The sequence below is a fragment of the Natrinema limicola JCM 13563 genome (assembly GCF_000337475.1).
GTDB classification, from domain to species: domain Archaea; phylum Halobacteriota; class Halobacteria; order Halobacteriales; family Natrialbaceae; genus Natrinema; species Natrinema limicola.
On sequence record NZ_AOIT01000065.1, the window covers coordinates 51,853 to 78,255 of the forward strand.

A 26,403-nucleotide genomic window follows, 5' to 3' on the forward strand; every position below is an offset into this window, starting at 1 on the left:
CATATGACTATAAACATGACCAATAGAGTGAACGAGTATCTACGGAAACGGCCTGTTCTTGGCACAGCGTTTTTTCTACTGATGTTTGTTAGTGGCAGTATCGTGGGGATAGCAATAATGCAGCCATCTCGTCCGCTATTCTCAATTTTGTCCGATGAGGGTGTTTGGTTTACTATTGGCCTACTTGCAGCGCCCTCTGGGCTGGTATATTTTATTGTTTCGAAGCGGACTCACTCGCAGACCTAATCGAGGAGAGATCTTTCGGTCAATATGCAGTTGTAGTTACCGAATTGCCCGATTCGGTTTCATACGGTCTGCTGCAACGATTTCCCGGTGCAACCGCAGTGCGGGGTACGGTTGCACCGGAGCTGACTTACAGCAGTCCGTATCAGGCATATTTCTGGATAAAGAACCATGCTACTAACGACTGTTTATATCACGATTCGATATCATTGCAGGTGTCGGCTTTACTACCAGCGACGGTGTGTGGGAGGGTATGGCTGATGATGACCCACGATGCACAGCGAATCCGCGATCCGCTCACGGCATTCACAGGCGTAAACTCATGGCCCTCGGCACAGCCGCAGCACTCGGAACGACTGCGGCTACGGCATCGGCTTCTGTCGCTGCAAAAGACGATTCTGACGCATCGAACGATACGGTCGAACCGACTGCCGTTCCATCGGATACGAACTGTGCAGTCTGTAACATGGTCCCTGCGGAATTTCCCGACTGGAACGCGCAGCTCGTCCACGAGAACAGCATGCGGGTATACTTCTGCACGCCTGGCTGTTTGACCACGTATTACGTCGTACCTGAGCAGTTCGACGGTCCCGACGAACCGATCGTGGGGGCGTGGGTGCACGATTTCGAGACCCGTGACCTGATCGATGCGCTCCAGGCGAGTTTCGTGCTCGAGATGGATCCAGACCGCGTTGAAGACCCAATGCGACTGAACCCGCTGCCGTTCATGGACGAATCGGACGCAGCGGCATACGTCGAGCAGTACGACGATCTCGACGACGATAGCGTCATCTCGATCGACGAGTTCGATCTAGACATCGCCGAGCGGTACCGGGGACAGTTACTCGATAGCAACGAGTCTTCCTAACGGAGGATACGCTTTGGGCTATAGTAGCCACTGAAAATCAATACACATCTGATCGCACGAGACTGTGCGATAAGTGTGTAAACAGTTTCAGTTGTTACTATAGTTAGACAGTCCAGAATCGAACCGGGATCATTATAGTAGAGAATGAAAGCAAGGTGTAAAGTTCGGTAAATCGTCTCCGTATCAACCGTGAGTTTCTCTTGACACTGAATGAACTGTCAGAAAGCGCGTTGCCAGCGACTGAATCGCTCGATGGAGTCTCTCTGAAGAGCCACATTATATTGGATCCTGATTAGTTTAAGATTATATATAATATTGAGAGATGATTTGCCTATTTGCTATCGCGGAGAACGATGACTCGAGGCCCCATCACGTTTTAATTCTCCTCGGTGAGTAGCTACTTGATGTCACGCACACAGGAGCTAGACGAGTTCAAGGGGACGCTCGGCGACCTCGTAGAGGAAGCTCCGGAACTGAAACAGTTTTCGGGCTTTATCGAGTCGGCAGAAGCTACCACCATTCTCGATCACAAGACCAAGGAGCTGCTGTCGCTCGCGATCGGCGTCGTCACCCGCTGTGACCACTGCAGTCTCTGGCATACAGACGCCGCACTCGAGGCTGGGGCAACCCATGACGAAATCGTCGATGCACTGAAAATCGCCGTCGTCATGGGGGGGGCGGCCCGGCGCTGACGTACGCGGTCGACGCTTACGAAACGCTGCAGGCGCTTGAAGCGGAACGGAAGCAAAGCGAGTAACCTCCTCGAGAGTCTCCTGCGGTCACTCTTTGCCGTTGTACGTCCAGCGAACGGTGGTCATCGCGTTGTCGATGCGCATAATAATTTGTACAAATAAACTGGCGCACACGCGCTCGCTTGCACCGGGTTTCACGGAATTATGAGGCAGATGCCACAGGGCGTGACCCCGAGGCGGTTGACTGGTGGGGGAGAGTGAATTCTTACACCGATGTTGATACCATTTTGGAAAATGGCAGCTGCTATTATTAATATTAGCTACCCAAATCACAGCTATTATTATCTAGAGTGGGCGAGTTAGTAACAGATGCTGCAACATACCCGCCGACAAGTTATTGCAACGAGCCTTGGAGCAGCCACGCTCGGGACGATCGCAGGATGTCTCTCGGATTCTTCGGGCAGCGACGGGACAGTGGCACAGTCATCCTTTTTCGTGTTTGGGGATTTTGCGAGCAAGGTCGCAGGCGACACTGCTACCGCAGAGACGCTCGTCCCGATCGGACAGCATGGACACGGATGGGAACCAGGCCCGAAGGTCCAAGGAACGGTTCTCGAGTCTGATCTGTTCATCCACGGGATGGAAGGGTTCCAGCCCTGGGCTGACGACCTCGTCCAGAGCGTTCGAGACGACGCCGACGTGCAAACCGTGGCTGTTGGCGAGGGGATACCCCTCCGCGAGGGCGGTCACGACGAAGCACACAGTGACGACCCCCTCGACAGTCACGCGGTGTCTCACGCGTGTGGCCACATGGAAGACGACGATACGGACCCACTCACCGCAGCCCCGTCTGCAGCGAACGCAGCGACGTTCTCACAAACCCACCAGCCGTACGCCGTCGAGCTTCCCGAAGCGACCGGCTACGTTGCTTTCGAAGCCGACGAGAGCGGTGAGTACGCGTTCTTTACGGACACTCACGATGTGGTCCGCCCGACTTCGGGCACCGTCGTTCACGAAGCCCACAGCGTCGAGAGTTGCGAGGGTATGGAGGAATACTACGTGGTTCACACCGAAACGGGGACTGTCACGCTCGAGCTTACCGGTGACACCGGGTCGTCTGTAACGGTGCTAGCGGAAGGTGTCTCTCGTGACGACAGCGAGCACGATCACGAGCATGGAGCCGAGGACGACCACGCCGGTGACGACGAGGAAGCACACGCGGATGACGATGACGGTCACGATCACGACCACGCCAGCGGTCGCGATCCGCACTTCTGGCTCGATCCAATGCGCGCCAAACAGGCAGTCGAGACTATCCGCGACAGCTTCGCCGATGTCGACGGCAACAATACCGAGGTATATACCGAAAACGCCGACGCGTACAGCACCAGGCTGGACGAACTCGACGACACGTTCCAGTCCGAACTCCAGAACGCGTCCAAAGACGTCGTGTTCGTCGCCGGGCACAACGCCTTCCAGTATCTCGGACAACGCTACGAGTTCACTGTGCAAACGCTCACCAGTCTCTCGCCGGACGACCAGCCCACGCTACAGGACATCGAGCGAGCCCAGGAGATCATCGCCGATCACGACCTCGAGTACGTCTGTGCTGATCCGCTCGAATCACAGACGGCAGCGGAGCGACTCGTCGAAGCAACGGATGCAACGGACGTGCTTCCACTGACGCCGATCCCCGGACAGACCCAGGAGTGGGCCGATGACGGCTGGGGGTACGTCGAGATTATGGAGAACGTCAATCTCGAGACGCTGACGGAGGCTCTCGACGCGTAATGAGCGACTCAATGCCGACCGATTCCGACCCCGAGTGGACCGGATCGGCAGAACCAGGGGCGACCGGCCCATCGCGTTCGGGACTGCTAGCGGTCGTCGTCGGATCAGGAGCGCAGGCAGCCTGTACCATCTTCCCTCCGGATGTGGCCGCTCCCTATCGGACGACGGCGTGGATAACGGCCCACGGCGACTCGTTCGTCGAGCTCGAGGACATGCGATGACGGCCGAAACAGCGACCGAACGGCACCTAGCGGACCCGATCGTCAGCGTCGACGAGGTGACGTTTCGCTACGGTGAGCGGCCGGTTCTCGAGGACGTCTCGATCGACGTCGAACCGGCCGTTCCAGAGATGTCCTCGAGGCTGACGGCGGCGACGAGCAGCAGTAGCACACAGCCACCCAACAATCACCGACCGAAATCCAATGTACGAGTACGTCATCATCGGCGGCGGCGTTCACGGAACCTGTCTTGCAAATCACCTCCTCGATAGCGGCGGCTGCACGCACGACGACCTCCGGATCATCGACCCCCACGAGGAGTTGCTCGCATCGTTCGCCACCAAAGCGCGACAGTGTGGCATGCGGACGCTCCGTTCGTCGTTCGTCCACCACATCGATACCGAGCCGTTCTCCCTCGAGACGTTCGCAACGGGACACGACCGTGGGGACGAACTCGTTGCAACGAACGACTACCCGAACCGACCCACCCTCGAACTCTTTCTCGACCATGCCAGATACGTTATCGACCGCCACGGTCTCGCGGACTGTCACGTCCGGGGAACAGTGAGCGCGATTACGGATCCGGACGCCAGAGACTCCCTTCGAGTCGAGACGGATGCTGGGGCGTTTGATACTCGTCGCGTCGTTCTCGCTCTCGGGCTCGGTCCGCAGCCGACGTACCCGGTGTGGACTGCGACGGTGCCAGACACCGCGCCCCTCGCCCACGTCTGGGACGACGGATTCGATCCGATGGCGGCGACAGGGTTCGATGGCACGACGATCGTCGTCGGTGGCGGCATCACGGCCGCACAGCTTGCATGCCGCTTCGCGGAGCAGACGCACGTAACACTGCTTTCTCGACACGACTTGAAGACAGCACTCGCGGAAGCCGACCCATACTGGATCAACTGGGGACATATCGAGACCCACCTCCACACGCTCCCAGCCGGGTCTCAGGCGCGACACGACCGAATTCGGAACGCCAGGAACGATGCGACGATCCCACCCTACGTTATGGACCGACTGACCGATGCCCGTGATCGGGGTGACCTCACGATCCGTATCGGCGAGATTGCATGCGCCCACGCCACCGGCGATGGCTTGCTCGTCCGGTTCGCTGATGGATGGTCCACAGCGAACGCACAGGTCCTGCTTGCGACGGGCCTCGAGCCGGCACCCGACCATCCGCTGGTCAGCCAGATCGCCGAGACGCTTGGACTCGAGCGGGGTGCAAACGGCTTTCCCGTCCTCAACGATCGGACACTCGCCTGGCGACGAACTGACGGCACCGACTCGAGGGTATTTGTCGCGGGGAAACTCGCGGAGACGACGGTCGGACCACTGGCTCGGAACGTCGTCGGTGCGCGTCGAGTTGCTGAGCGACTCCTCGCGAGTTGTCCAGATTCACGGAGACAACGCCGGACCGCAGTTGATCCTGCACACCCCACTTGAGGGGATATCCGTGATCCTCGCCCGCTGTGTTCTCTCGGCTGCGCCGATATCGTAAATCCGATCTTCAGTTGTGACGCGACGAAAAGCGAACCGCGAGAAGTGGGACTACACCGACGCTTCGGCCTGTTTTCGGAGCGATCGGTGAAGGCTCGAGTCGGCAGCGAGTCGCTCGAGTTCGTCGGTCGCTCCACACAGATCGAGTGCAGACAGTGCCTGCCGACGATACGGTCCGGCGAGACCGCTCGTGACCACGATGACGCGAAGTTGCGTCGTCGCACCCGCCATGGCAAGCCCATTGATGGCAGTCTCACGCGTCTGGCGCGGCACGTTTGCATCGACAGCCGTCTGAAAGAGCGAGCGCTGCGACGGCATCGTTAGCCCGACAGGCCGATCTCCTCGGCTTGATCCTCGCTCGTCTGATCGTTCTGTTCGGTCGTGTCTTCGGCGTTTTCTTCGCCACCAAACGTTGGGAAGCGGTCCTCGAAGGCAGCCCAGTCGGCGTCCATCTCCTCGTCGGTCAACGTCGCGTCGTCGAGGTCACTGCGGAGGGCATCGTGGTCCATCTCGGTGCCGATGAGAACGAGTTGGGTCCCTCTGTCACCCCACGTCTTGTCCCACACTTCTGCGAGCTCCGGATTCTCTTCGATGTAAGCCTCGCGCTCTTCAGGTGGAAGGGCTGCAATCCACCTGCCAGCTGGCATGATTCGGATCGACTGCCCGGCGATGTTCAATCCCAGTGCGATTTCCGCTCGTCCCGCCAGCCAGAAGTGTCCCTTCGACCGGACGACGTTCGTAGGGAGCGAGTCGAGTAGCTCTGCGAACCGTTCGGGATGGAAGGGACGCCGTGACGAGTAGACGAACGAGGTGACGCCGTGTTCTTCTTCGGCAGATTCGTGGGGCTCTCGCAGCTCCTGCAGCCAGCCGGCCGACTGGCTCGCTTCCTCGAGGTCGAACCGACCTGTATCCAAGACGAGTTCCGGGTCGACGTTCCCGTGTTCGGTCCGGACGATCTCTGCTCGCGGTTGGAGCACCGCGAGCATCTCCTCGATTTCCGCGAGCGTCTCCTCGTCGACGAGATCACACTTGTTCAATAAGAGCACGTCACAGAACTCGATTTGTTCGACGAGCAAGTTCCCGAGGTCCTTCTCGGTGTCGCCATCCATAAGCGACTCTTTCGAGTCGAACGTCGTCCAGAACTGGTGAGCGTCGACGACAGTCACCGTCGTGTCGAGTTCGTAGTAGTCCATCACTTCGATGCCGGTCTCCTCGTAGAACGCGGTCGGATCGAGATCCGACTGGTCGAACCCCATCGTGAGCGTCTGGGCAACTGGAAGCGGTTCGGCGACCCCGGTGGATTCGATGACGAGATAATCGAAGTCGCGTGCCTGTGCGAGCTTCGCGAGTGCGTCGAGCAGGTCACCACGGAGTTCACAGCAAATACAGCCATTTGATAACTCCACCAACTCCTCGTCGTCTTCCGAGATGTCGGAGTGTTCGGCAACGCGGTCGGCATCGACGTTTACCTCACCCATATCGTTGACGAGCACCGCAATGTCCAGCTCCGTTCGTGTGTTCAGCAGGTTGTTCAACACGGTCGTCTTGCCCGCGCCGAGAGTGCCGCTCAGCACGGTGACGGGAATCGTCTCTCGAGCCATCGATTATTAACTACTGTGCTTATATTATTTATAATTGGGTGTAAGCCAGCCCAAGTTATTAATAAAGCGCCAGTCGGCAGCGCAGGCGTTGGATTCGGACGACTGGTGGAGGAAGATCGCCGAGACAGCGCCGTCGTGTGATCAAGTATGCGGTGATGTCCGGTGGCTACTATGAGTGGATCGCTGACGCACGAGCGGTTCTAACTTTGAGCAATAGGTACAATAACTATAAATTTCACAATGTGTGTAATAGTTGGAACAGAGGAAATAGACCGAATCTCACACCCGCGTCTTCGTCAGCAATGTCGACGCCGCCCGCGCTCGAGCGCGGCCGTATCGGCCTACTTTCGTGATCGGATAGCATGTCGTGCTCACGCCCCGACACGGACAGCCAACCGCTGAGATGACGATTGTCCGGATGTTCTGGCGTGAAATAACTGGCCTATATTATCAAGTTATAAGGCGACGAAGCGCCCACCAGCATGTATGAGCGCCACTGACGAACTGTCTCCGATCGGCGAGCCGATCTGGGAGGCGATCCTCGAGCACCCGATGGTCACCCAACTCGGTGCGGGAACCCTCGATGAGGAGCCCTTCCGCTACTGGGTCCGCCAGGACTACGTCTACCTGATCGAATACGCCCGCGTATTCGCCCACGGCGCGGCGATGGCGCCGGACCTCGAGCGGATGGGGACCTTCGCCGAGTTGCTGGACTCGACGATCAACACCGAAATGGACCTGCATCGATCCTACGCCGAGACCTTCGGGATCAGCGAGGCCGAACTCGAAGCGACCGAGCCGTCGCCGACGACACAGGGGTATACCGATTTCCTCGTCCGGACCGCAGCAACGGGGACCTTCGGTGACCTGATCGCCGCACTGCTGCCCTGTATGTGGGGGTTCAACGTCACCGGGAAGCGCCTGGCAGAGCAGGGCCGGCCCGACCACGAGGGGTACGCCGAGTGGGTCGATATGTATGCCGGCGAGGAGTTCACGGAGCTCACCGAGTGGTGCAAGGATCTGATGAACGAGGTGTGGGCCGAGTCGACCCCCGACAAACGCGACCGCTACCGCGAACTGTTCCGGACCTCCGCACGCTACGAGTACCGGTTCTGGGACGCCGCCTGGCGACAGGAGGAGTGGTCGATATGAGTGCCCACGATTCCGTCGCTGACACGTTCGAGGAGTACGCTGCGACCGTCGAATCCGAGTCCGGCGATCGCACAGACGGCGACGAACCACGATTTACCGAGTGGTGTCGAGCGCGTTCTGAGCCCAACTGGACCGGTGCGACCGAACACCGGTTTACCGAGGAACTACACGCCGGGACGATAGACGACGCGGCGTTTCGCCGGTATCTCGTCCAAGACTACGCCTTCCTCGAGACGCTGGTCGGGACCTTCGGCCACGCGCTCGGCGACGCACCCTCGATGGCCGCCAAGTCCCGGCTCGCGGACTTCCTCGAGACCCTCACCGACGATGAAGACGATTACTTCGAGCGGTCCTTTGACGCACTCGAGGTAGCCGCTGCCGAGCGAACCGAACCCACGCTACAGCCGGTGACGCGAGCGTTACAGGACCTCCTCGAGCGTGCCGCGCGGGAGGGTGGCTATGCAGAAACGCTTGCAGTCCTCGTCCCGGCCGAGTGGATCTATCGGTCGTGGGCCGGTATGGGGACTGAACTACCGAACCGGGAGTACCTCTCCGAGTGGGTCACCATCCACGACAATCCCGCGTTCGACGAGTTCGTCGCCTGGCTTCGATCGGAACTGGATCGGGAAGGGGCAGCCGCATCGCAACGACGACAGCAGCGACTGGCGCGGCTCTTCGAGCGGACGGTCGAACTGGAAGTCGCCTTCTTCGATACCGCGTTCGAACCGTCTGGCGAGCCGGAAGATGCCGTTCCAGATGGTGATTAATAGTGGTACGTACAGCTGTGGCGCTCGGCCTGACCATCGCAGTGCTAGTCGGGTTCACCGCCGTCGGACTCTGGTATTCGCGGCGACGGATCGGAACTGTCGAGGATCTAATCACGGCCCGAAACTCGACCGGAACTGGACGAACGACGGCGACGCTCGTCGCCTCCGTGATGGGTGTCTGGATCCTGCTGGCAGCGCCGGAGGCCGGCGCGAGCTTTGGGATTGCCGCCGTCGTCGGCTACGCGATCGGTGAGGCACTTCCGATGCTGGCCTACTCGAGAGTCGGGCCACGCATTCGGGAGGTGATTCCGAACGGCCACTCACTGACGGAGTATGCCCACGCTCGGTACGGCACGGCAATGTACGCGTTCGTCCTGCTGGTGAGTTGCCTCTATATGTTCGTCTTCCTCGCCGCCGAGTTGACCGGGATTGCCGGTGCACTCTCGCTCGTAGCTGGCGTCCCCCAGTGGCAGACTGCCGTCCTCGTCGGCGGGTTCGTCCTGTTGTATACAAGCTATGGCGGGCTCCGGGCGTCGATCTTCACCGACTCGATCCAGGCGTTGCTCGTTTTGCCACTGCTGGTCGTTGCCTTCGCGGGTGCGATCGTCTCACTCGGTGGTGCCGGCGAGATCCATGACGGCATCGCGTCGACGAACCCATCACTGCTCGACCCTGGCTTCATCCCAGGCCTCCAATTCGGGCTCGCACTCGCCTTTGCCATTCTCGGAGCCGAGTTGATCAACCAGCTGTGGTGGCAGCGGATCTACGCCGCCGAGGACGGGCAGACGGTCGAGCGGGGCTTTCGCAACGCTACCATCGCAAACGGCCTCATCGTTTTCCTCGCGGGTCTTTTTGGCCTCGTTGCGGCTGGCAACGCCGACGTCGTGACTGACGTGACGAGTTCAGCATACAACGCCGACATCGCCTTCTTCGTGCTCCTGCAGACGGCCTTCCCCGAGTGGATCGTCCTTGCGGTCGTCCTCCTCGCGCTCTTGCTGGTGATGAGTTCTGTCGACACGCTATTCAACGCGCTCTCGAGCATCGTCACCGCGGATCTGCCCCGGCTGCTGTCTGACCCGGACGACCGGTCGCTCAAACTCGGTGCGCGCCTGTTGACCATCGTCGTCGCCGTCAGTGCGATCTACGTCAGCCTCCGTGCCCGGAGCGTCCTCCGGCTGTTCTTCCTGGCCGATCTGCTCGGCGCGGCGGTCGCGTTTCCACTCTTGTATGGCCTTTACTCGAGACGGCTCACCGGTGCGGGCGCACTCGCCAGTAGCGTTCTTGGACTTGCGGTCGGGCTTGCGTACTTCCCCGACTTCGCTGGCCTCTTGCGGTCGATTCCGATCCTCGGTGGCTTCCTTCCGGCTGCTGACCCACTCTATCTGACCGCCTTCGGTGGTGCCTTTCTCGTCTCGACCGCCGGAACGCTGATTGCGGCACAGCTCTTTGCCGGCGAGTACGACCACGGCGAGCTCACAACCGAAATCCAGCAACTCGACGAGCCGGCGACCGACGGCGGGGAGGTGTGCGACTGATGGCCGTCATCGGGTCAACGCTGTTTGCCGTGTTGTTGTGGGGCGCACTACTCGGCGTCGCGATCATATTCGTCTACGAACTGTATGCCATCGCCGCCGACGCTGGCTGGCTCGAGAGCACCTAAAACCGGTTCTATCGTAGTTCTGTCGACTCGTTCCCTCGCTGATACTGCCGGACAGAACGACGTGACGATCGGTCGCGCTGCTGCGGCCGTCACCGGTGGAGACGGCCGCGAATTCACGGCCGACTTCGTCTTGACTACTGTCCAGCAGTATGAGAACAAGAATAGAGCTCTCGGTACTCAAGTAATTCCGGGTGTGGAGCCAACAGTTCTATGTGTGATATTGCTGCCAGTGGTAACATGGCACATGCACCAGAGAAACCGGTACAATACGTCTGCGAGAACTGTCAAATAACCCATGCCGGGACGCCGATCCACGAATCCGGAGGCGAGCATACGTTCGAGCCACCGGATTCGTGTGGCGGATGCGACGAGTCATCATTTATTAAACTTACTAACTGGATACACCACCACAAGTGAATATCCTAAGAGGGTGTTACAATTGCGTCCGTATATTATGATCGAGGAAACAGACCCCATCCGAAAGAGCAGACAGCCGTGACAAGTACGATATCTGTTTACATAGTAACGACAGCAGAGTCGGATGCGAGATCACGCTCACCGCGGAGCCAACCACTTAGCAGAGTCGGATGCGAGATCACGCTCACCGCGGAGCCAACCACTTGCTAGCGCCATAGAAGAGTGAGCAGTTACCGTCCAGAACGGTAGTGCAGGCATGTTCCTGCCGCGGATCCGCTTGCGAACCCGCCCATCTCCCGCATGGCCCCGAGTACCTACAACTCCTGTACTTCATAACCAGACGTACCGACGGGGCCACTGAACGCGACCCCACCGGGTCGTATTGTTTTATACTCCAACCGCATTTAGAATGGCCCTTGTCCTCGCCGACCGTATTTTGCCGAGAGTCGTGCTTCCCTGCCCTCCGCCCGAACGGGGAGTGGAATACGTTCACAGACGTCGGATGCAGCGACACCACCGTTGTCAACTGTCGTGTTCGCGTTAGTCATCATCGGCCGCTCGTTCCCGGTCACCAAACGTCGATTCCGGACCAGAGAGGTCACGAATAGAGCGGTCGGTCCACGTGTACGGGACGTACGGTTCGTCACCAACGTCGAGCCACGTTTTGTGTCCCCGTGTGTAGCTGTCCCACATTGGACGGAGTCCGGAGTCGAACCGATTGTCGAGTGATTGTTGTGCCTTCTCGCTGAGGTCGAACTCGAATTCGTCCGGTAGCTCCCAGAAATCACGGAAAAAGGTAGCGAACTGCATACTCATCCGCATGCTACTCTCGTAGGTCTTTTTCACGTCGTCGATAAGTTCCTCCTCATTGCGAATGCGCTCACGTTCTTGTGCATACCATTCAGAGACCGGCTGTGCCGTCTCGGTTCGCTCTTCGCGCCGCTCGTGACGGCGCTTCTTGGTCGCTTCCACGTCGAGTTCCCACTCGCCCTGCACAGCAGAATTGTGTTCGGCTTCGTCGTCGACTTTCTCGACGATGACGCCATAGGCATCTTCTGCATGGCGGGGCAGGACGTAGCCATCGTGGATGTCCGCGAGGACGTCTTCAGGGTCTCGCTCGAGGGGATCACCCAGCCCCGAGCCACCGCGGAGGTAGTTCAGGTACATGTCGTAGTCGTCGAACTCTTTCGGCGTGCTGATCCCCTCCGGACGGCGGGTAATCTCGCCATCGATCTTGGATTCGAAGTCACCGCTTTCGGGGTCGAGATCGTGCTGTGGGTAGTCGTCCTGGTTCTCGAAGCGCTCCTCGAGATCCGTATCCCGAGCGTTGAGGATATACCCTGACGCAGCAGGATAGCCACCGAAGAGACCGCCATCGCTGGTCATGTAACCGTTGCCCATCTCGTAGAGCAGCCATCTGCTGACGTCTTTGACCGTTCGCATGGACTCGAAGCCGGCACCGCCTGCTCGGCGGCCTACACCGCCCGTATTCGGTTTGACCGACCGTCCAAGGAACGGAAGTGGTTCGACTGTTTCCCACGCTTCGGCGTCACCCATATCGCCCTCGGGGTTCCAGACCGCCGACGCGTGTGGCTCGCCGTCTTCGACGTAGCGGGCACCGACTCCTTCACAGGCCGATTCGAAGGAGTTGACGGCATGCAGTTTGTCGAACTGGTCGATACCACCACCCTGCAGCCAGTTCGACGTGTTTGCGTTCCCGGCGTTGATCTCTTCCCAGAAGCCGCGGGCGAAGTATCCCCGTGAGAGGTGCTGCCAGAGGGGTGCCCACGCCGACACGAGGAAGTGCCAGGCGTAGGCGTGGGCCGTCTCCGTGTTCTGGGTGTTCGCCCACGAACCGACCGGCAGGTGGAAATCACAGGCGTAGTAGGCACCGTCATTGACCAGCTCGTTTGGGATGACTGTCTGCGTGAGCATCACCCAGATGCCACCCTGGATCGCGGCCGGCGTACAGTTGAAGGGGTGCCAGCCCCACTTGTTGGCACCTTCGAAGGAGACCTGAAACGTCCCGTCTTCTCGAATGTGGAGTTCCGACGGAGCGTGCATGATGTGGTTCTCCTGGGCGTACTCGCGGGTGACGTTTTCCTGACCTTCGTAGAGCGCGTCAACAAAGGAGGCACCGCGGTACGTGCCGGGGAGCATCGTTCGCTTGATACGGCTTCGGAAGCCACGGCGACCGTCCTCGACGGCTTCTCGAGCGAGTTGTTTGAACGTCTCGACGCCGTGTTCGTCGATCATCGCTTTGACCGACTGTCGGACCATCAGACAGCCGGTCATCCGCGTCCGCTCGTCGAGTTTCAGGAAATCCGGCGTCCGCGTCTTGGCGGGGTATTCCTTCTTCCAGGAGTTGTAGAGTTCGAAGTTTTCGCCGATCTTGCGGGCCGTGTAGTACGCCCCGTCGCCAAAGCGCGATGCCTGTGAGACGTTCATACTTCCCGGGCCGATCGCACCGGTATCGATGACGTGATTGACGCCGCCGACCCAGGCGATGAGTTCTCCCTCGTGGAAGATGGGGAGAATTGTCATGAGATCACACGGATGCACGTCGCCGACGTGGGGATCGTTGTTGACGAAGATGTCGCCCGGTTCAATACCGGGGCTCTCCTCGTAGTCGTGGTTGATCATGAACTTGATCGCTTCGCTCATCGTGTGGACGTGCACGATGATCCCCGTCGAGACGGCGATCGAATCACCCTCCGGCGTAAAGAGGCCGTAGCACAGTTCACCCTCCTGCTCGACTATCGGCGTCGCAGACACCTCCTTCGACGTCTCGCGTGCCGTCACGAGGTCGCCACGGAGGCGCGCGTACAACTGCTCGTATCGTATCGGATCCTCGGTTTTCAACGTCAGTTCGGAGAGGCCACAGTAGTGACCCGTCGCTTCCGTCTTGTCCTCGAGTTCGGCCAACTGCTCGCGCAGCGTCCGGCCGTTCCAGCCGATCCCTTCACCTCGTCGTCGCTTCTCTCGTACCGTTTCCTTTTCGCGTCGTGCTTCAGCGCGTCGGTCGTCGGTTCGATCGGACGGACTCATGAATCGCTGTGTGTTGCTTGGTTTCGGCGGACTGGTGTTCGTGGGCCAACTCGGATTTGCGACGGTCTCGTACGATTAGTCCCCATACTCGAGTTCCTCCAGAATGATCGCGTGTTCGCCGACGACGAAGTCGCCCGAGATATCGTCGTGGAGCAAAATCGATTGCGTCAGATCGTCGATCCGTGCCTTGCCAGTCAGCGTTCGGTCGGAGATGCCGATACAGATTCGATTCGCATCAAATTCGGTCGCGAACTCGACGAGCGTCGATACGTCGTATCCGTCAGGAAGCGGGGTGATCGTATAGTCTACCCCATAGTTGATCATGGGGTTTACTTCCTGAATGAGCGACCCGAGACACTGCACAGTCGGCAGTCTGAGAAAGTAAACTCGTTCACCGTCATCGACGACCGATCCAAGGATCTCTCGAACGGATGCGTGATGGTCAACCGACTTGATGATGATGATCGTCGTCATTCTTGGGGACCAAAGAGCAGTGCACAGAAGTTGTGCTCAACGCGGCGCAGGCGCGCGGACAGGGTCGATCTGCTGATATCGAGTTCGCTCGCGATCTCTTCTGCGGTCACTTCCTGTGGAACCTTGAAGTAGCCCATCCGGTAGGCCGTCTCCAGTACCTCCAGCTGTTCTTCCGACAGTTTCCCCGACATACTCTGCTTGATTTTGTTCCCGCCGAGTGGAAATCCGATGCTTTCGGTCTGGGTCGATCCGAGGAGTTCGAGCGAGCCGTGTTCCGTTTCGATCGCGTCGGCGACCTCCTTGAGATGGTTCCAATCGCGAACGGACGCCATCACCTCGAGATGGGCGTTCTTCCCGACGATTCGGTGTGGGATCGCCTGAGTTTCGGTCAACAGCGACAGAACGGAGGCGTCGGAGAGGTGTGCCATCACACCGAGATAGTAGATATGATGATTCAGGTCCGCTTGCGTGACGTCAACCACCTCTATATTTGATAATTCATCCGACAATCGGTCTACTGTGATTTCGGAATTAAATTGAACTGATAAGAAGAGAAATACCTTATCCCCTGAGACCGGTAGCGCATTGTCGATTTCGATGCTCGTGACTGGCTCGTCGATATCGAACAGGTGTGACGAGATCCCCGCTAGCTCGATCTGAAATTCTATTCGAAGCATCCCTTCAGCACGGTCCTCTACAGTCTCCTGTCACGAACGCGGTTCTTTCCATACCCCTCATCGGTGGACCGTCACGAATCCGTGCAGGCATCGAGTGGCGTTCGATGATTGCTGTTACTTCCGTTACCAGTACGGGATTCTACAGATACAGTATTGTTGGCAATTGTCACGGATGTTGATGGCATATGTGGACCTCCCATAAAAACCATACCATTCCCGTAACACTCCTCAATCTATTGTTAAATCCCTCTCACGTTCGACGAGTTCGATTCGAACCCCATTGGCAGCTCGTCGCTCGAGAAACGCGACGGACGCGTCGCCGGCACCCTGACGCGGCGTTTCGTCTGCGAGGGCCACGCCAGCACGCCGTAACTCGGCCAGTTGGCTCTCGAGATCATCGACGCGGAACGCGAGATGGTGGAGCATCGCCTCCCGTCCGGCCGCCTCGAGATCGGCCGCGAGGTCAGTGGTCGGACCGACCGGTTCGACGAGTTCGACCAGACTCTCGCCGACCCTGATAAAGGCGATCTCGACGCCGAACGCCGGTACTCGCTCGACCGCGCCGACCTCGAGGCCGAGCCGTTCGAACAGCGATCGGTTGTGGTCGATATCGTCGACAAGGATGCCGAGGTGATCGATCTTGGAGACCATCGTTAGCTGATCTCCCGTGACTGATCGGCCCAGTAGGGCTCGCGGAGTCGTTTCTTGTCGAGTTTGCCGTATGGTGTCGTCGGGAGCTCCTCGACGACGTCGAACGATTTCGGGCGTTGGTAGTCGGCGAGCCGTTCCGCACAGAACGACTCGAGATCGGCGCGGTCGATCGTGGTGTCGGTCGGGACGACGACGGCCTTGACCGCCTCGCCCCACTCGTCGTCCGGGACGCCGATGACAGCGACGTTCGCGACGTCCCCGTGTTGCTGGATGACGTCCTCGACGGTGACCGAGTAGACGTTCATCCCGCCGCTGATGATGACGTCCGAGTCGCGGTCGACGATGTAGACGTAGCCCTCGTCGTCTCGCTTGCCGATGTCGCCGGTGTGTATCCAGCCGTCCGCGATCGTCTCGGCGGTCTGCTCTGGTAGTTCGTAATAGCCCTCCATGGAGTAGGCTCCGCGGGCGAGAATCTCTCCCGGCTGCCCCGGCGGGACCTCCTCGCCGTCGTCGTCGACGATTTTCACCTCGCACATTGCGGTCGGGATCCCACACGAGGAGAGCCGTTGTTCGTCGTCGGGGTCGTGTGCCGTCTTCGGCAAGACGGTGATGAGGTCCGGTGTCTCGTACTGGCCGTACAGTTGCACGAAGACATCGCCGAGTTCCTCAAGGCCCTCGCGCAGTCGTGCCGGTTTCATCGGCGCTGCCCCGTAAACGAGCGTCTCGAGCGATGAGGTGTCGTACTCGCGGTCTGTGAGCACGTCGAGCACGCGGTAGATCATCGTCGGGACCATGAACGTCCACGAGATGGCCTCCCGTTCGATCGTCTCGAGGGCCCGCTCGGCGTCGAACCCCTGCGTGATGACGTGGGTACTCCCCTGTGTCAGGCCACCGGCCATGATGAGGCCGGCCGAGTGGGGCAGCGGCGTCATCAACAGGAGGTCGTCCCGCGGTCGAATGTCGAGTTCGATCGCGTGTGCCAGCGCGTTCAGCGCGAGGTTCTCCTGGGTGTGTTTGACGCCCTTGGGGTCCCCGGTTGTTCCGCCCGTATGGAAAACGCCAGCCAGGGTGTCCGTCGACACGTCGACGTCCGGCGGCTCCGGGGGCGTCGTCTCGAGGAGGTCCTCGAGGCGCTCGACGCGATGGTTGTGGGCCACGGCGGGCAGGGCCGCGGTATCGATCGTGATTATGTGGTCCAGCGACAGGACGTTCGGGGCGACCGTCTGGATCGTCTCGCTGAACGTCGGGCCGACGATGACGGCGCTGGCGTCGCTGTTGTCGAGCATGTACTCGATATCCCCCGCCGACAGCATGTCGTTTAGCGGCACCTTCGCGAGCCCCGCTCGAGCGAGCGCGATGTCCGCGATGGGGTACTCGGGTCGATTCGAGAGCAAGAGCCCGACCCGGTCCTCCGGTTCGAGTCCGCGATCGACGAGCGCGTTGGCGAGTCGCGCCGAACGGTCGTCGAGCGTCCCGTAGGTGAGCGTCTCACCCTCGAACGAGATGGCTGGTGCCGTCTCGTACCGACGGAGCACCGAGTCGTAGAGCTGCCTGAGCGTCGGTGTGTTTTTATCTAGCATAATCTGTCACGTGATGATTGGATCGTACAGAACGGAAAGGAATCGCTTAGGAGATTACGCCGATTCGGGCTCCGCCGTCGGGATCGGCTCCTCGATCCACTCGCTGTAGAACGTCTCGATGTCGGGCTCGAACTCGTGGATGAGCGGATAGCCCGGCATGACGTTCGTCACCTCGAGTAACGTGTTACAGCCCGGACAGAAGAACTCCCGCAGTTCCATGTAGTCCGGATGCGGATGCATGTCTTCGGGGTAGATCTCGAGGTACGCCTCCTCGGAGTCGCGGACGTTGATGAGCGCGTCCATCTTCCAGTTCTCGTCGTGTTCACAGAACTCGTGGCCGCAGTCGCACTTGATGACCCATCTGTTGTCCGGTTTCGCGACCACGTACAGGTGGTCCGCATAAGGGATGATGATCGGGTCGTCCCAGTCGACCCGTTCTTGCAGGACATCCCGGACCTGCTGGAAGCGGTCCGCGTCCTTGAAGTCGCTCATCATGTCGTGCAGCTGATTCCACTCTAAGTTGTCGTCGACCAGGTCCTCGATGTGTTCACGTGGGTATGATTCTGGCATTGGTAATCACCTCGTATTAGTCGTCGTCCGTTGCTGGTTCTGCGGTCGTGTCACTGAACGATGCGTCGGGAGACGGTAGGTCCTGGATCGTCCGGTCGGCCGTCCAGGTGTAGGGCACTTCCGGCTCGTCGTCGCGACCGATACCGAGCCACGTCTCGTGGCCCTTCGTCGGGTTGTCCCACTTCTGTTTGAGGCCGGTCTTGAATCGGTTCTCGAGCGATTTCTCCGCCTTCTCGCTCAGCGTAAATTCGAAGTCCTCGGGCAGCTCCCAGAACTCGTGGTAGAACTCGGCGAACTGCTTGCTCATCCGCATGCTGCTCTCGTAGGTTTTCTTGACGTCGTCGATGAGGTCCTCTTCGTTTCTGATCCGGTCGCGCTGTTCCTCGTACCACTCCGTGACCGGCTTGGCCGTCTCGGCGCGTTCTTGCATCCGCTCTTCGCGCAGTTCCTCAGTCGCCTCTTTGTCGAGTTCCCACTCGCCCTGCACGGCGGAGTTGTGCTTGGCCTCGTCGTCGACTTTCTCGACGACGACGGCGTAGGCGTCCTTGGCGTGACGTGGGAGCACGTACCCGTCGTGAATGTCGGCGACGACATCCTCGGGATCGCGCTCGAGGGGGTCGCCCAGTCCCGAGCCACCGCGGAGGTAGTTCAGGTACATGTCGTAGTCGTCGAACTCCTTGGGCGTGCTGATCCCCTCCGGCCGACGGGTAATCTCGCCGTCGATCTTCGACTCGAAGTCGCCGCTCTCGGGATCGAGGTCGTGTTGTGGGTAGTCGTCCTGGTTCTCGAAGCGCTCCTCGAGATCGGTGTTCTGGGCGTTGAGGATGTAGCCTGACGCGGCGGGGTAGCCACCGAAGAGGCCGCCATCACTGGTCATGTAGCCGTTGCCCATCTCGTAGAGCAACCACCTGCTGACGTCTTTGACCGTTCGCATGGACTCGAAGCCGGCACCACCTGCACGACGGCCCGCGCCGCCGGTGTTCGGCTTGACGGCCCGTCCAAGGAACGGCAGCGGCTCGGTCATCTCCCAGACTTCAGCGTCGCCCATGTCGCCTTCTGGGTTCCAGATCGCCGCAGCGTGGGGCTCGCCGTCCTCGACGTAGCGTGCGCCGACACCCTCACAGGCCGACTCGAAGGAGTTGACGGCGTGGAGTTTGTCGAACTGGTCGATACCGCCACCCTGCAGCCAGTTCGAGGTGTTGGCGTTGCCGGCGTTGATCTCCTCCCAGAACCCTCTCGAGTAGTAGCCTCTCGAGAGGTGTTGCCAGAGCGGTGCCCACGCCGACACGAGGAAGTGCCAGGCGTAGGCGTGGGCGGTCTCCGTGTTCTGAGTGTTGGCCCACGAGCCGACCGGTAGGTGGAAGTCACAGCTGTAGTACGCGCCGTCGTTGACGTTCGAGTTCGGGATCACCGTCTGGGTGAGCATCACCCAGATACCGCCCTGAATTGCGGCGGGCGTGCAGTTGTACGGATGCCAGCCCCACTTGTTGGCGCCTTCGAAGGACACCTGGAACGAGCCGTCCTCGCGGACGTGCAGTTCCGAGGGGGCGTGCATGAGGTGGTTTTCGTTCGCGTACGCACGGGTCAGGTTGTCCTGTCCCTCGTAGAGCGCGTCGACGAACGAGGCCCCGCGATAGGTGCCAGGCAACATCGTCTTCTTGATCCGGTTCCGGAAGCCCCGGCGACCGTCCTCGATCGCTTCCCGCGAGAGCTGTTTGAACTGCTCGACGCCGTACTCGTCGATGATGTTTTTGACCGCATCGCGGATCATCAGACAGCCGGTCATCCGCGTCCGCTCGTCGAGCTTCAGGAAGTCCGGCGTCCGCGTCTTGTCCGGGTAGTCTTTCTTCCAGGAGTTGAACAGTTTGAGGTCTTCGCCGACCTTGCGGGCCGTGTAGTATGCGCCGTCACCGAATCGAGACGCCTGCGAGACGTTCATACTCCCCGGGCCGATCGCCCCGGTGTCGATGACGTGATTGACGCCCCCAGCCCAAGCGACGAGCTCCCCCTCGTGGAAGATGGGGATGAGCGTCATGATGTCGCATGCGTGGACGTCACCGACGTGGGTGTCGTTGTTGACGAAGATATCGCCGGGCTCGATGCCCGGACTCTCCTCGTAATCGTGGTTGATCATGTACTTGATCGCCTCGCTCATCGTGTGGATGTGCACGATGATCCCCGTCGAGACGGCGATCGAGTCGCCCTCCGGGGTAAAGAGGCCATAGCAGAGTTCGCCCTCCTGCTCGACGATCGGCGTCGCCGCGACCTCCTTTGAGGTTTCACGCGCGTTCACGAGGTCGCCACGGAGCTGGGCGAACATCTGCTCGTACTCGATCGGGTTGCTCTGTTTCAGATCGAGCTTCTCGAAGCCGGCGTAGTGGCCGGTCTCTTCGGTTTTCTCCTCGAGGGCTTCGAACTGCTCGCGAAGCGTCTGGCCGTCCCAGCCGATGCCGTCACCCTCCTGTTGTTGTTCGTGGACCCGTTCCTTCTCGCGTCGCATCCGGGGGAAGCTTTCCCCCTCGTCTGGTTCCGTACTCATGATGGATTCGTATTGGGTTCGTCACATCTGTTCTGAGCCAGATGCGGGCTCGTACAGTGCACCTGCCACACCGATCGACCGGGCTCGAGCGCGGCGGTCACGGAGACGGGCAGATGCATCTCCGTACGAAAGCGGTTTTCCGCGCTACTCGGTCGTGGTGAGGTGGTGGACGCGGTGTTCGTCCAGCCAGGTCTCACAGTCCGGCGGCAACGCGTACGTCGTGGCAGCGCCCTCGAGGACCGCCGGGCCGCTGAGTTCGTTGCCGGGCTGGAGCGCGTGGAGGTCGTAGATCTCCGTGTCCAGCCACTCGCCGTCCCAGTAGGCCTCCCGCGTCTCCTTGTAGGCGTCCGCGGGCGGCTCCGGTCCCTGCAGTTCCTCTGTGGGGATCTCCGGCTTGACGACGTCCCGGACACCGCGGACGGACGCCTGCGTGATGGTGTGTCCGAGCTCCGGCGAGCGGGCCTCCTCGGAGTACTGTCTGCGGTATCCCTCCTCGAAGGTGTCCAGCAGTTGCTCGAGTTTCTCCGGTGAGTCGACGCGGCCGACCGGCGACTCGATGTCGATACTGTTGAGCTGGCCCTGGTACTGGCCGAGGATGTTGTACTGGAACTCGATCTCGTCGCGGCCGATGTTGCTGTTCTCGAACTCGTTTTCGACCTTCTGCTCGAGGTTCGTCCAGACCTCCGTCAGCGCCTCGCCGGCGGTCGCCGCCGCCTCCTCCATCGAGAGGTCGGGGTCGATGTCGATGCTGGTCGTCTGGTCGTAGCGGTACTCGTAGTCCGCTGCGCCACAGCCAAACGCTGAGAACCCGGCCGCCCACTCGGGGATCAGCACTTCGTCGAAGCCCAGATCCTTCGTGTATCCGGCCGTGTGGACCGGCCCGCCGCCGCCGTAGGAGAGACACTTGAAGTTCGATGGCGCGTAGCCTTCGCCGGTCACGACGGCCTCTAAGTCGTTTCGCAGCTTGCTCTCGAGAATGTCGATGACGCCCTGGGCCGCCTCGTAGACGCCCATATCGAGCGGATCGGCGATCTGTTCTTTGATCTCCTGTTCGGCCACCTCACGATCGATCGGCATGTCGCCACCCAGGAAGTTCTCCGGGTTGATCCAGCCCATCGCGACGTGGCAGTCCGTCACCGTCACCGTCTCGACGTCGGTTTCGACTGCGCTCACGCCGACCTGGTCACCAGCGCTTTCCGGACCGAGTTCGATCTTGTCGAAGGTGGGGTTCACTCGCACGTAGCTGCCCGTCCCCGCACCGACACTTTCCATGTTCACCATCGGCAGCGACAGGAGCAGCCGCGCCATCTCCGGGCTGTAATCGATCTGCCAGTCGTTGTCGATGATGATGCCCATGTCGAAGCTGGTGCCGCCGATGTCGGTACAGACCAGGTTGTTGTAGTCGAGTTTCTGCCCGAAGTAGTTCGCCCCGATCATCCCCCCGATCGGCCCGGAGATCAGCGTCCGTGCCAGCTCGTTCGCGTTGATGTCGATCGTTCCGCCGTGACTTGCCATTACCCGCACGCCGACGTTGCCACCCTGTTCGTCGACGGCCTCCTGGATGTTCGAGAGTTGGTCGCGCGATGGCTCGGCGGCGAACGCCTCCGCCGTCACCGTGTTCAGTCGTTCGGACTCCTTGAGCGTCGGGTAGTACTCGCTCGAGAGCATGACCGACGTCTCCGCCCCGCGCTCGTCGATGATCTCGCGGGCGATCTCGGCGGTCCGGTGTTCGTGCTCCCCGTTCTTGTAGGAGTGGAGGAACATGACGACGATGTGGTCAACGCCTTGATCGAGCAGGTCGTTGACGCCGTCGCGGACGTCATCTTCGTACAGCGGCACCAGCGTGTTCCCCTTGACGTCGATACGCTCTCGAACGCCGCGAATTCGGTTCCGCGGGATCAGCGGCTCGGGGTGTTTGTGGGTGTTGACGTGGAGGCGATCCGAATAGGAGTAGCCGGTGTACGATTGCCGGCCCCGCCCCATCCGAAGCGTATCCTCCATCCCGCCGGTGATGAGGATGCCGACGTCGACTTCGCTTTCTCGTTCGACCAGCCGGTTGAGCATCGCCGTGCCGGAGTAGACCGTCGACACCAGGTCCGGGAACCCCTCTTCGACGCTCAGGTCCCAGTCCTCGAGAGCGTCCTGAGAGGACTTGATGAATCCTCGAGACTCGTCATCCGGCGTGGTTTTCGCCTTCCCCACGGTGAACTCGCCGTTCGAGTCCATGAGGAACGTATCCGTCATCGTCCCGCCAGCATCGATCGACAGGATCTGTGCGTCGTGTTGTGTTGTGGGATCGTCTTCTGAACTTGCCATCAAGGGTTTCCATACAATGTGGTAAGTTATGTATTATCACGAATGGGATTGGACGGGAATGACAGACGCTGACAACACGTGACATATGTGGTCACTTTAAAATAATTTGGGCGGAGTCGACTCACTGCAGACCGCACCGGCGGTTCGTGCTTCGACCGGCTGTGACCGCTGGCTGAGCCACTCGCAGCAGCAACTGGAACATCACGTCTTTCATGACCGATTAATTCCGCTAATAATTCGTATCCATGGATATCCCGATATCCGATCGTTCTCAATGACGCTCCCAGCGTCAGAGACCGCTTCGCAGAGTTTTCGGATCGCCTGTACGGATGAATTGTGCCGTCTGTGGACCCGAGAATTCTATCGAACGTCGGGATTTAACTACCGACGAAGCAAATCCACAGTCATACGAGTAGACGACGGTTTACCGACTCCGGAGACACGATACGATAACGATGGCCCCACCAGCAATTCGCGTCGAGAATCTCGTCAAGCGTTTCGGTGATCTTACCGCCGTGGGTGGTATTTCCTTCCAAGTCGATGAGGGAGAATCGTTTGGGTTTCTCGGCCCGAACGGGGCGGGAAAGTCGACGACGATCCGGATGGTAACCGGTGTTCTGCGACCCGATGCGGGAGCCGCTCGAATTGCTGGATACGACGTCCGTACCGATACCGATGCGGCAAAGTCCGAAATCGGAATCGTCCCTGAACAGTTCAACGCGTATCCGGACTTGACAGCCTGGAAAAACGTGATGCTCGCGGGCGAACTGTACGGGATTCCACGGCAAACACGGAAGTCACGGGGGACGGAACTGCTGCGCTCGTTTGGGTTGTTCGAACGGCGGCATACCCTTGCAACGAACTTCAGTAAAGGGATGAAACAGCGGCTGATGTTGACGATGGCGCTATTGCATGATCCTGCGGTTCTCTTCTTGGACGAACCGATTACAGGGCTCGACGTCGAGAGCCAACACCTCATCCGGGAGCGGATAGCGGAATTAAACCGGGAGGGACGAACAGTGTTCTTGACCACACATAATATCGCGGAAGCTGATCGGTTGTGTGATAGAGTTGCGATCATCAACCGTGGCGAAATCGCTGCCATCGATACGCCAGACGCACTGAAACAAACGATTGAGCGGACCCGTGCTGTGGAGGTGAGTTTCAATGAGGAGGTTACGTTGGACACGTTGGCCGCGTTCAGTACAGTCGACGCCGTAGAAAAGCGCGGTGATACTATACGTCTCATGACGCCTGACCCCGATACAGTCATCAAAGCTGTAGTGAACTTCGCACAGGAAGAGAACCTCACACTCCGGTCGTTACAGACGCTTGGCCCGAGTCTCGAAGACGCGTTTACTGCCCTTACGGAGGCGCGTCAATGAGAGTCCGTCGGGTGCTGGCCATAGCGAAAAAAGATATCCGGATTTACTACACCAAAGGACCAGTTCTCATCTCCGGTCTCCTCCTCCCAGTATTCTTCTTTCTCGCCTTCACTATGGGACGGGAGATGGCCGGAACGCAACTCGTCGCGGGTCTCATCGGGATGACGCTCTGGTTTACCGCCACATCAATCTCGCCGGTCATCGCACCGTGGGAGACCCGTGACGGCACGTTGGAACGGCTCGTTTCTGCTCCGATCACAGTCGTCGAAATCCTCCTCGGTGATATCGTCGCATCTGCCACCATCAGCGTCAGTATTACTGGCGTCGCGACAGCAATACTCGCTCTCGTTCTCGACGTCTCGATCGCAAATCCCGTTCTCCTCGGTGTTGGATTGATTCTTGCAGCGATCGGATTCTCGGCGCTTGGTGTCTTGCTCGCTGCTGTCCCGACAGATCAGACGTCGAACGTCATGATGCTGGCAACCCTGGTCAAGTTCTCGATTATTTTCGTCAGCGGTATCTTTGTGCCTGTCGCGGACCTCCCCTCGTGGGGTCGTGTGGTCGCTTACGGGTCACCACTCACCTATCTTGTCCAAACGACGAAATACGGGCTTGGAACCGGTGACAGCGCGATCATCTGGCTCGTGGGGCTTCTCTTCTTTTTCATCATCACCTTCAGTCTTGCAGTCTGGGTTCACCGAAAAACCCTTCCGAAACGGCTGTAACCACGGTAAAGGCTTGCTCTCGAGGCAGTTCACGAGTCGGTAGAACAACCGCACCGAGGACGTCGTCATGTGACGTAGGCCAATCAGTCGATACGCGGACTCGATTCGGAGTCTCGCTCGAGGAACGGCAACAGGCTAGTCGCCCAGACAGACTGGACGTTGTCGGTCAGTTCCGCTCAGCTACACCAAACGCAGAAAAAGAGAAGCTGTGGCTGCTAGGCAGTATATCCGACACAACGGCTATATCTCAGGCCCCAGTCATGAGAGTGAATGTCCACACGTGAACCGTTCGGTCAATCTGGCCGTCTTCTGGCCAGCGTCGCCCTCCTCCTCGCGCTCGTCGGACTCCTGTCATGGACCGGCACAGCCGCTGTTGAACCGCTAGAAAGCACGTACCCAGACGAAGCCGACGTGACGCCGGATCGCGAATCCCACATCGGAAACCGCGTCGTGCTTGACGGTGCCGTCGTCGAGACCGACCCCCTCGTGATCGCAACACAGTCGAACGGGAACGGCAGGTTCACCATCGTCCGGACCGCCGACACCCTCGAGCGGTCTGCCGGCCCCCTCGAGACAGGCGATCGCGTGACAGTGTTCGGAACGCTCGAGGATGCGTCGACGCTCGACGCGGAGCGAACGGTCTCCACTGCCCTGTGGGAATCACTTTACATGGTCGTCATCTCATTCGTCGGCGGGTGCTGGGTTCTCGCACGGCTCATCCGTGGCTGGCGCATTGATTGGGGCCGGTATGCGCTCGTTCCCCGACCCACAGCGCCGACGAACGGTGGCGAATCCGGCGTCGATTCCGGTCGGTCACAAGGCGATGGCACATCGGCTGACAGCTCGAGCGAGCGACATCGAGAACAGCGTGATCGGTGATGCCCGATCTCCTCACACACGTACTGGTCGGCTACAGCATCGGAACGCTGCTCGCAGTTCGATATGAGCGAGTTCGAGCGGCACAGGTCACCCTCGTGATGGTCGGTGCGCTGTCCCCGGATTTCAGAAAGATTGCACCCGTGATCCCAACTGGTCCTCTCGAGTTGGTAACCGGCGGCCCGATTTCGTGGACGCCGTTACACACACTCGGTGGGAGCGTGCTCGTCGTCCTCTTGGGATCGCTGTTGGTCGCACCCGACTATCGACGACAGACGATTGTACTGACTGCTATCGGCGCAGCCTCTCACCACGTCCTCGATGTCGCGTTGCTCACGGCGACCGGCGACGCGTACGCCGTTTTCTTCCCGATCAGTGCGTATCGGCCACCGTCTCCGGATCTGTATCTCAGTACTGATCGGTGGCCTGCAGCCGTTGCAGGCGTCCTCGCAATCGGTTCGTGGGCCGTCCGACGAGACAGTACGACGGAGACGTTGCGACCCTCGGACTGAACACGGCTCTGGACGAAATTAGACACCGGATATCGTGTAACACTGTGGTACTGGTCAGCAATATTGCTCGCTATCGATAGCGAGTAGACCCACACCGGATGACCAACCGCGATACGAAATCCGAAATCGGCGTCG

23 protein-coding genes are annotated in these 26,403 nt (G+C 59.7%); 13 read left to right on the forward strand and 10 right to left on the reverse strand.

The annotated features are described in order from the left end of the window. Positions 1-565: 565 nt before the first annotated feature. From C476_RS15525 to C476_RS15545, 5 genes are all read left to right on the forward strand, one after another. The gene (locus tag C476_RS15525) at positions 566-1,111 is read left to right on the forward strand and encodes a nitrous oxide reductase accessory protein NosL (protein ID WP_008014619.1); all 546 of its coding nucleotides are present in this window, start codon (positions 566-568) and stop codon (positions 1,109-1,111) included. 404 nt (positions 1,112-1,515) lie between these two features. Next, complete coding sequence (locus C476_RS15530) at positions 1,516-1,803, forward strand: carboxymuconolactone decarboxylase family protein (RefSeq protein WP_008014620.1); 288 nt, start codon at positions 1,516-1,518, stop codon at positions 1,801-1,803. Between the two features lie 369 nt (positions 1,804-2,172). Beyond that, positions 2,173-3,594 (forward strand): metal ABC transporter substrate-binding protein, encoded by a 1,422-nt coding sequence (locus C476_RS15535; protein WP_049911958.1) that lies wholly within the window; start codon positions 2,173-2,175, stop codon positions 3,592-3,594. Then, the gene (locus C476_RS15540) at positions 3,594-3,815 is read left to right on the forward strand and encodes a DUF7511 domain-containing protein (protein ID WP_008014624.1); all 222 of its coding nucleotides are present in this window, start codon (positions 3,594-3,596) and stop codon (positions 3,813-3,815) included. Before C476_RS15535 ends, C476_RS15540 begins: the two co-directional genes overlap by 1 nt. A gap of 201 nt (positions 3,816-4,016) precedes the next feature. Continuing rightward, positions 4,017-5,264, forward strand: a complete 1,248-nt coding sequence (locus C476_RS15545; RefSeq protein ID WP_008014626.1) for an FAD/NAD(P)-binding protein — start codon at positions 4,017-4,019, stop codon at positions 5,262-5,264. A gap of 105 nt (positions 5,265-5,369) precedes the next feature. On the opposite strand, the gene C476_RS15550 is transcribed toward C476_RS15545, so the two are convergent. Next, positions 5,370-5,636: a hypothetical protein gene (locus tag C476_RS15550; RefSeq protein ID WP_008014628.1), complete on the reverse strand. Its 267-nt coding sequence runs from the start codon at positions 5,634-5,636 to the stop codon at positions 5,370-5,372. A 2-nt stretch (positions 5,637-5,638) separates the two neighbouring features. Continuing rightward, a complete protein-coding gene (locus C476_RS15555) occupies positions 5,639-6,919 on the reverse strand; it encodes a GTP-binding protein (RefSeq protein ID WP_008014631.1) in 1,281 nt (426 codons plus the stop codon). Positions 6,920-7,405: 486 nt separating this feature from the next. On the opposite strand from C476_RS15555, the gene tenA reads away from it, so the two are divergent. From tenA to C476_RS19700, 4 genes are read left to right on the forward strand one after another with little or no spacing between them, the layout of a single operon-like run. After that, a complete protein-coding gene (gene tenA, locus C476_RS15560) occupies positions 7,406-8,071 on the forward strand; it encodes a thiaminase II (protein WP_008014632.1) in 666 nt (221 codons plus the stop codon). Continuing rightward, on the forward strand, positions 8,068-8,838 hold the full coding sequence (locus C476_RS15565; protein ID WP_008014635.1) for a TenA family protein: 771 nt from the start codon (positions 8,068-8,070) through the stop codon (positions 8,836-8,838). Before tenA ends, C476_RS15565 begins: the two co-directional genes overlap by 4 nt. 2 nt (positions 8,839-8,840) lie before the next feature. After that, the gene (locus C476_RS15570; RefSeq protein WP_049911961.1) at positions 8,841-10,373 is read left to right on the forward strand and encodes a sodium:solute symporter family transporter; all 1,533 of its coding nucleotides are present in this window, start codon (positions 8,841-8,843) and stop codon (positions 10,371-10,373) included. After that, entirely contained in the window at positions 10,373-10,498 is a 126-nt protein-coding gene (locus C476_RS19700) for a hypothetical protein (protein ID WP_275039683.1), read from the forward strand. Before C476_RS15570 ends, C476_RS19700 begins: the two co-directional genes overlap by 1 nt. Positions 10,499-11,455: 957 nt before the next feature. On the opposite strand, the gene C476_RS15575 is transcribed toward C476_RS19700, so the two are convergent. From C476_RS15575 to C476_RS15610, 8 genes are all read right to left on the reverse strand, one after another. Continuing rightward, positions 11,456-13,963: a hydantoinase B/oxoprolinase family protein gene (locus tag C476_RS15575; protein ID WP_008014641.1), complete on the reverse strand. Its 2,508-nt coding sequence runs from the start codon at positions 13,961-13,963 to the stop codon at positions 11,456-11,458. Positions 13,964-14,038: 75 nt separating this feature from the next. After that, entirely contained in the window at positions 14,039-14,437 is a 399-nt protein-coding gene (locus tag C476_RS15580) for a hypothetical protein (protein WP_008014643.1), read from the reverse strand. Further along, positions 14,434-15,114: a helix-turn-helix domain-containing protein gene (locus C476_RS15585; RefSeq protein ID WP_083857079.1), complete on the reverse strand. Its 681-nt coding sequence runs from the start codon at positions 15,112-15,114 to the stop codon at positions 14,434-14,436. The genes C476_RS15580 and C476_RS15585 overlap by 4 nt, the downstream gene beginning before the upstream one ends. A 228-nt stretch (positions 15,115-15,342) precedes the next feature. Beyond that, entirely contained in the window at positions 15,343-15,765 is a 423-nt protein-coding gene (locus tag C476_RS15590; RefSeq protein WP_008014647.1) for a VOC family protein, read from the reverse strand. Positions 15,766-15,767: 2 nt separating this feature from the next. Then, entirely contained in the window at positions 15,768-17,345 is a 1,578-nt protein-coding gene (locus C476_RS15595) for a long-chain-fatty-acid--CoA ligase (RefSeq protein WP_008014648.1), read from the reverse strand. A gap of 54 nt (positions 17,346-17,399) precedes the next feature. Continuing rightward, the gene (locus C476_RS15600) at positions 17,400-17,915 is read right to left on the reverse strand and encodes an acetone carboxylase subunit gamma (protein WP_008014649.1); all 516 of its coding nucleotides are present in this window, start codon (positions 17,913-17,915) and stop codon (positions 17,400-17,402) included. A 16-nt stretch (positions 17,916-17,931) separates the two neighbouring features. After that, positions 17,932-20,454, reverse strand: coding sequence for a hydantoinase B/oxoprolinase family protein (locus C476_RS15605; protein WP_008014650.1), 2,523 nt, complete (start codon positions 20,452-20,454; stop codon positions 17,932-17,934). A gap of 144 nt (positions 20,455-20,598) precedes the next feature. Further along, on the reverse strand, positions 20,599-22,770 hold the full coding sequence (locus tag C476_RS15610; protein WP_008014651.1) for a hydantoinase/oxoprolinase family protein: 2,172 nt from the start codon (positions 22,768-22,770) through the stop codon (positions 20,599-20,601). A 455-nt stretch (positions 22,771-23,225) separates the two neighbouring features. On the opposite strand from C476_RS15610, the gene C476_RS15615 reads away from it, so the two are divergent. The 4 genes from C476_RS15615 (at position 23,226) to C476_RS15630 (ending at position 26,268) form a co-directional block, all read left to right on the forward strand. Beyond that, positions 23,226-24,155 (forward strand): daunorubicin resistance protein DrrA family ABC transporter ATP-binding protein, encoded by a 930-nt coding sequence (locus C476_RS15615; protein ID WP_008014652.1) that lies wholly within the window; start codon positions 23,226-23,228, stop codon positions 24,153-24,155. Further along, entirely contained in the window at positions 24,152-24,880 is a 729-nt protein-coding gene (locus C476_RS15620) for an ABC transporter permease (RefSeq protein ID WP_049911962.1), read from the forward strand. Before C476_RS15615 ends, C476_RS15620 begins: the two co-directional genes overlap by 4 nt. 270 nt (positions 24,881-25,150) lie before the next feature. Beyond that, a complete protein-coding gene (locus tag C476_RS15625) occupies positions 25,151-25,759 on the forward strand; it encodes a hypothetical protein (RefSeq protein WP_008014654.1) in 609 nt (202 codons plus the stop codon). Beyond that, the gene (locus C476_RS15630) at positions 25,759-26,268 is read left to right on the forward strand and encodes a metal-dependent hydrolase (RefSeq protein WP_008014655.1); all 510 of its coding nucleotides are present in this window, start codon (positions 25,759-25,761) and stop codon (positions 26,266-26,268) included. The genes C476_RS15625 and C476_RS15630 overlap by 1 nt, the downstream gene beginning before the upstream one ends. Positions 26,269-26,403: the final 135 nt, after the last annotated feature.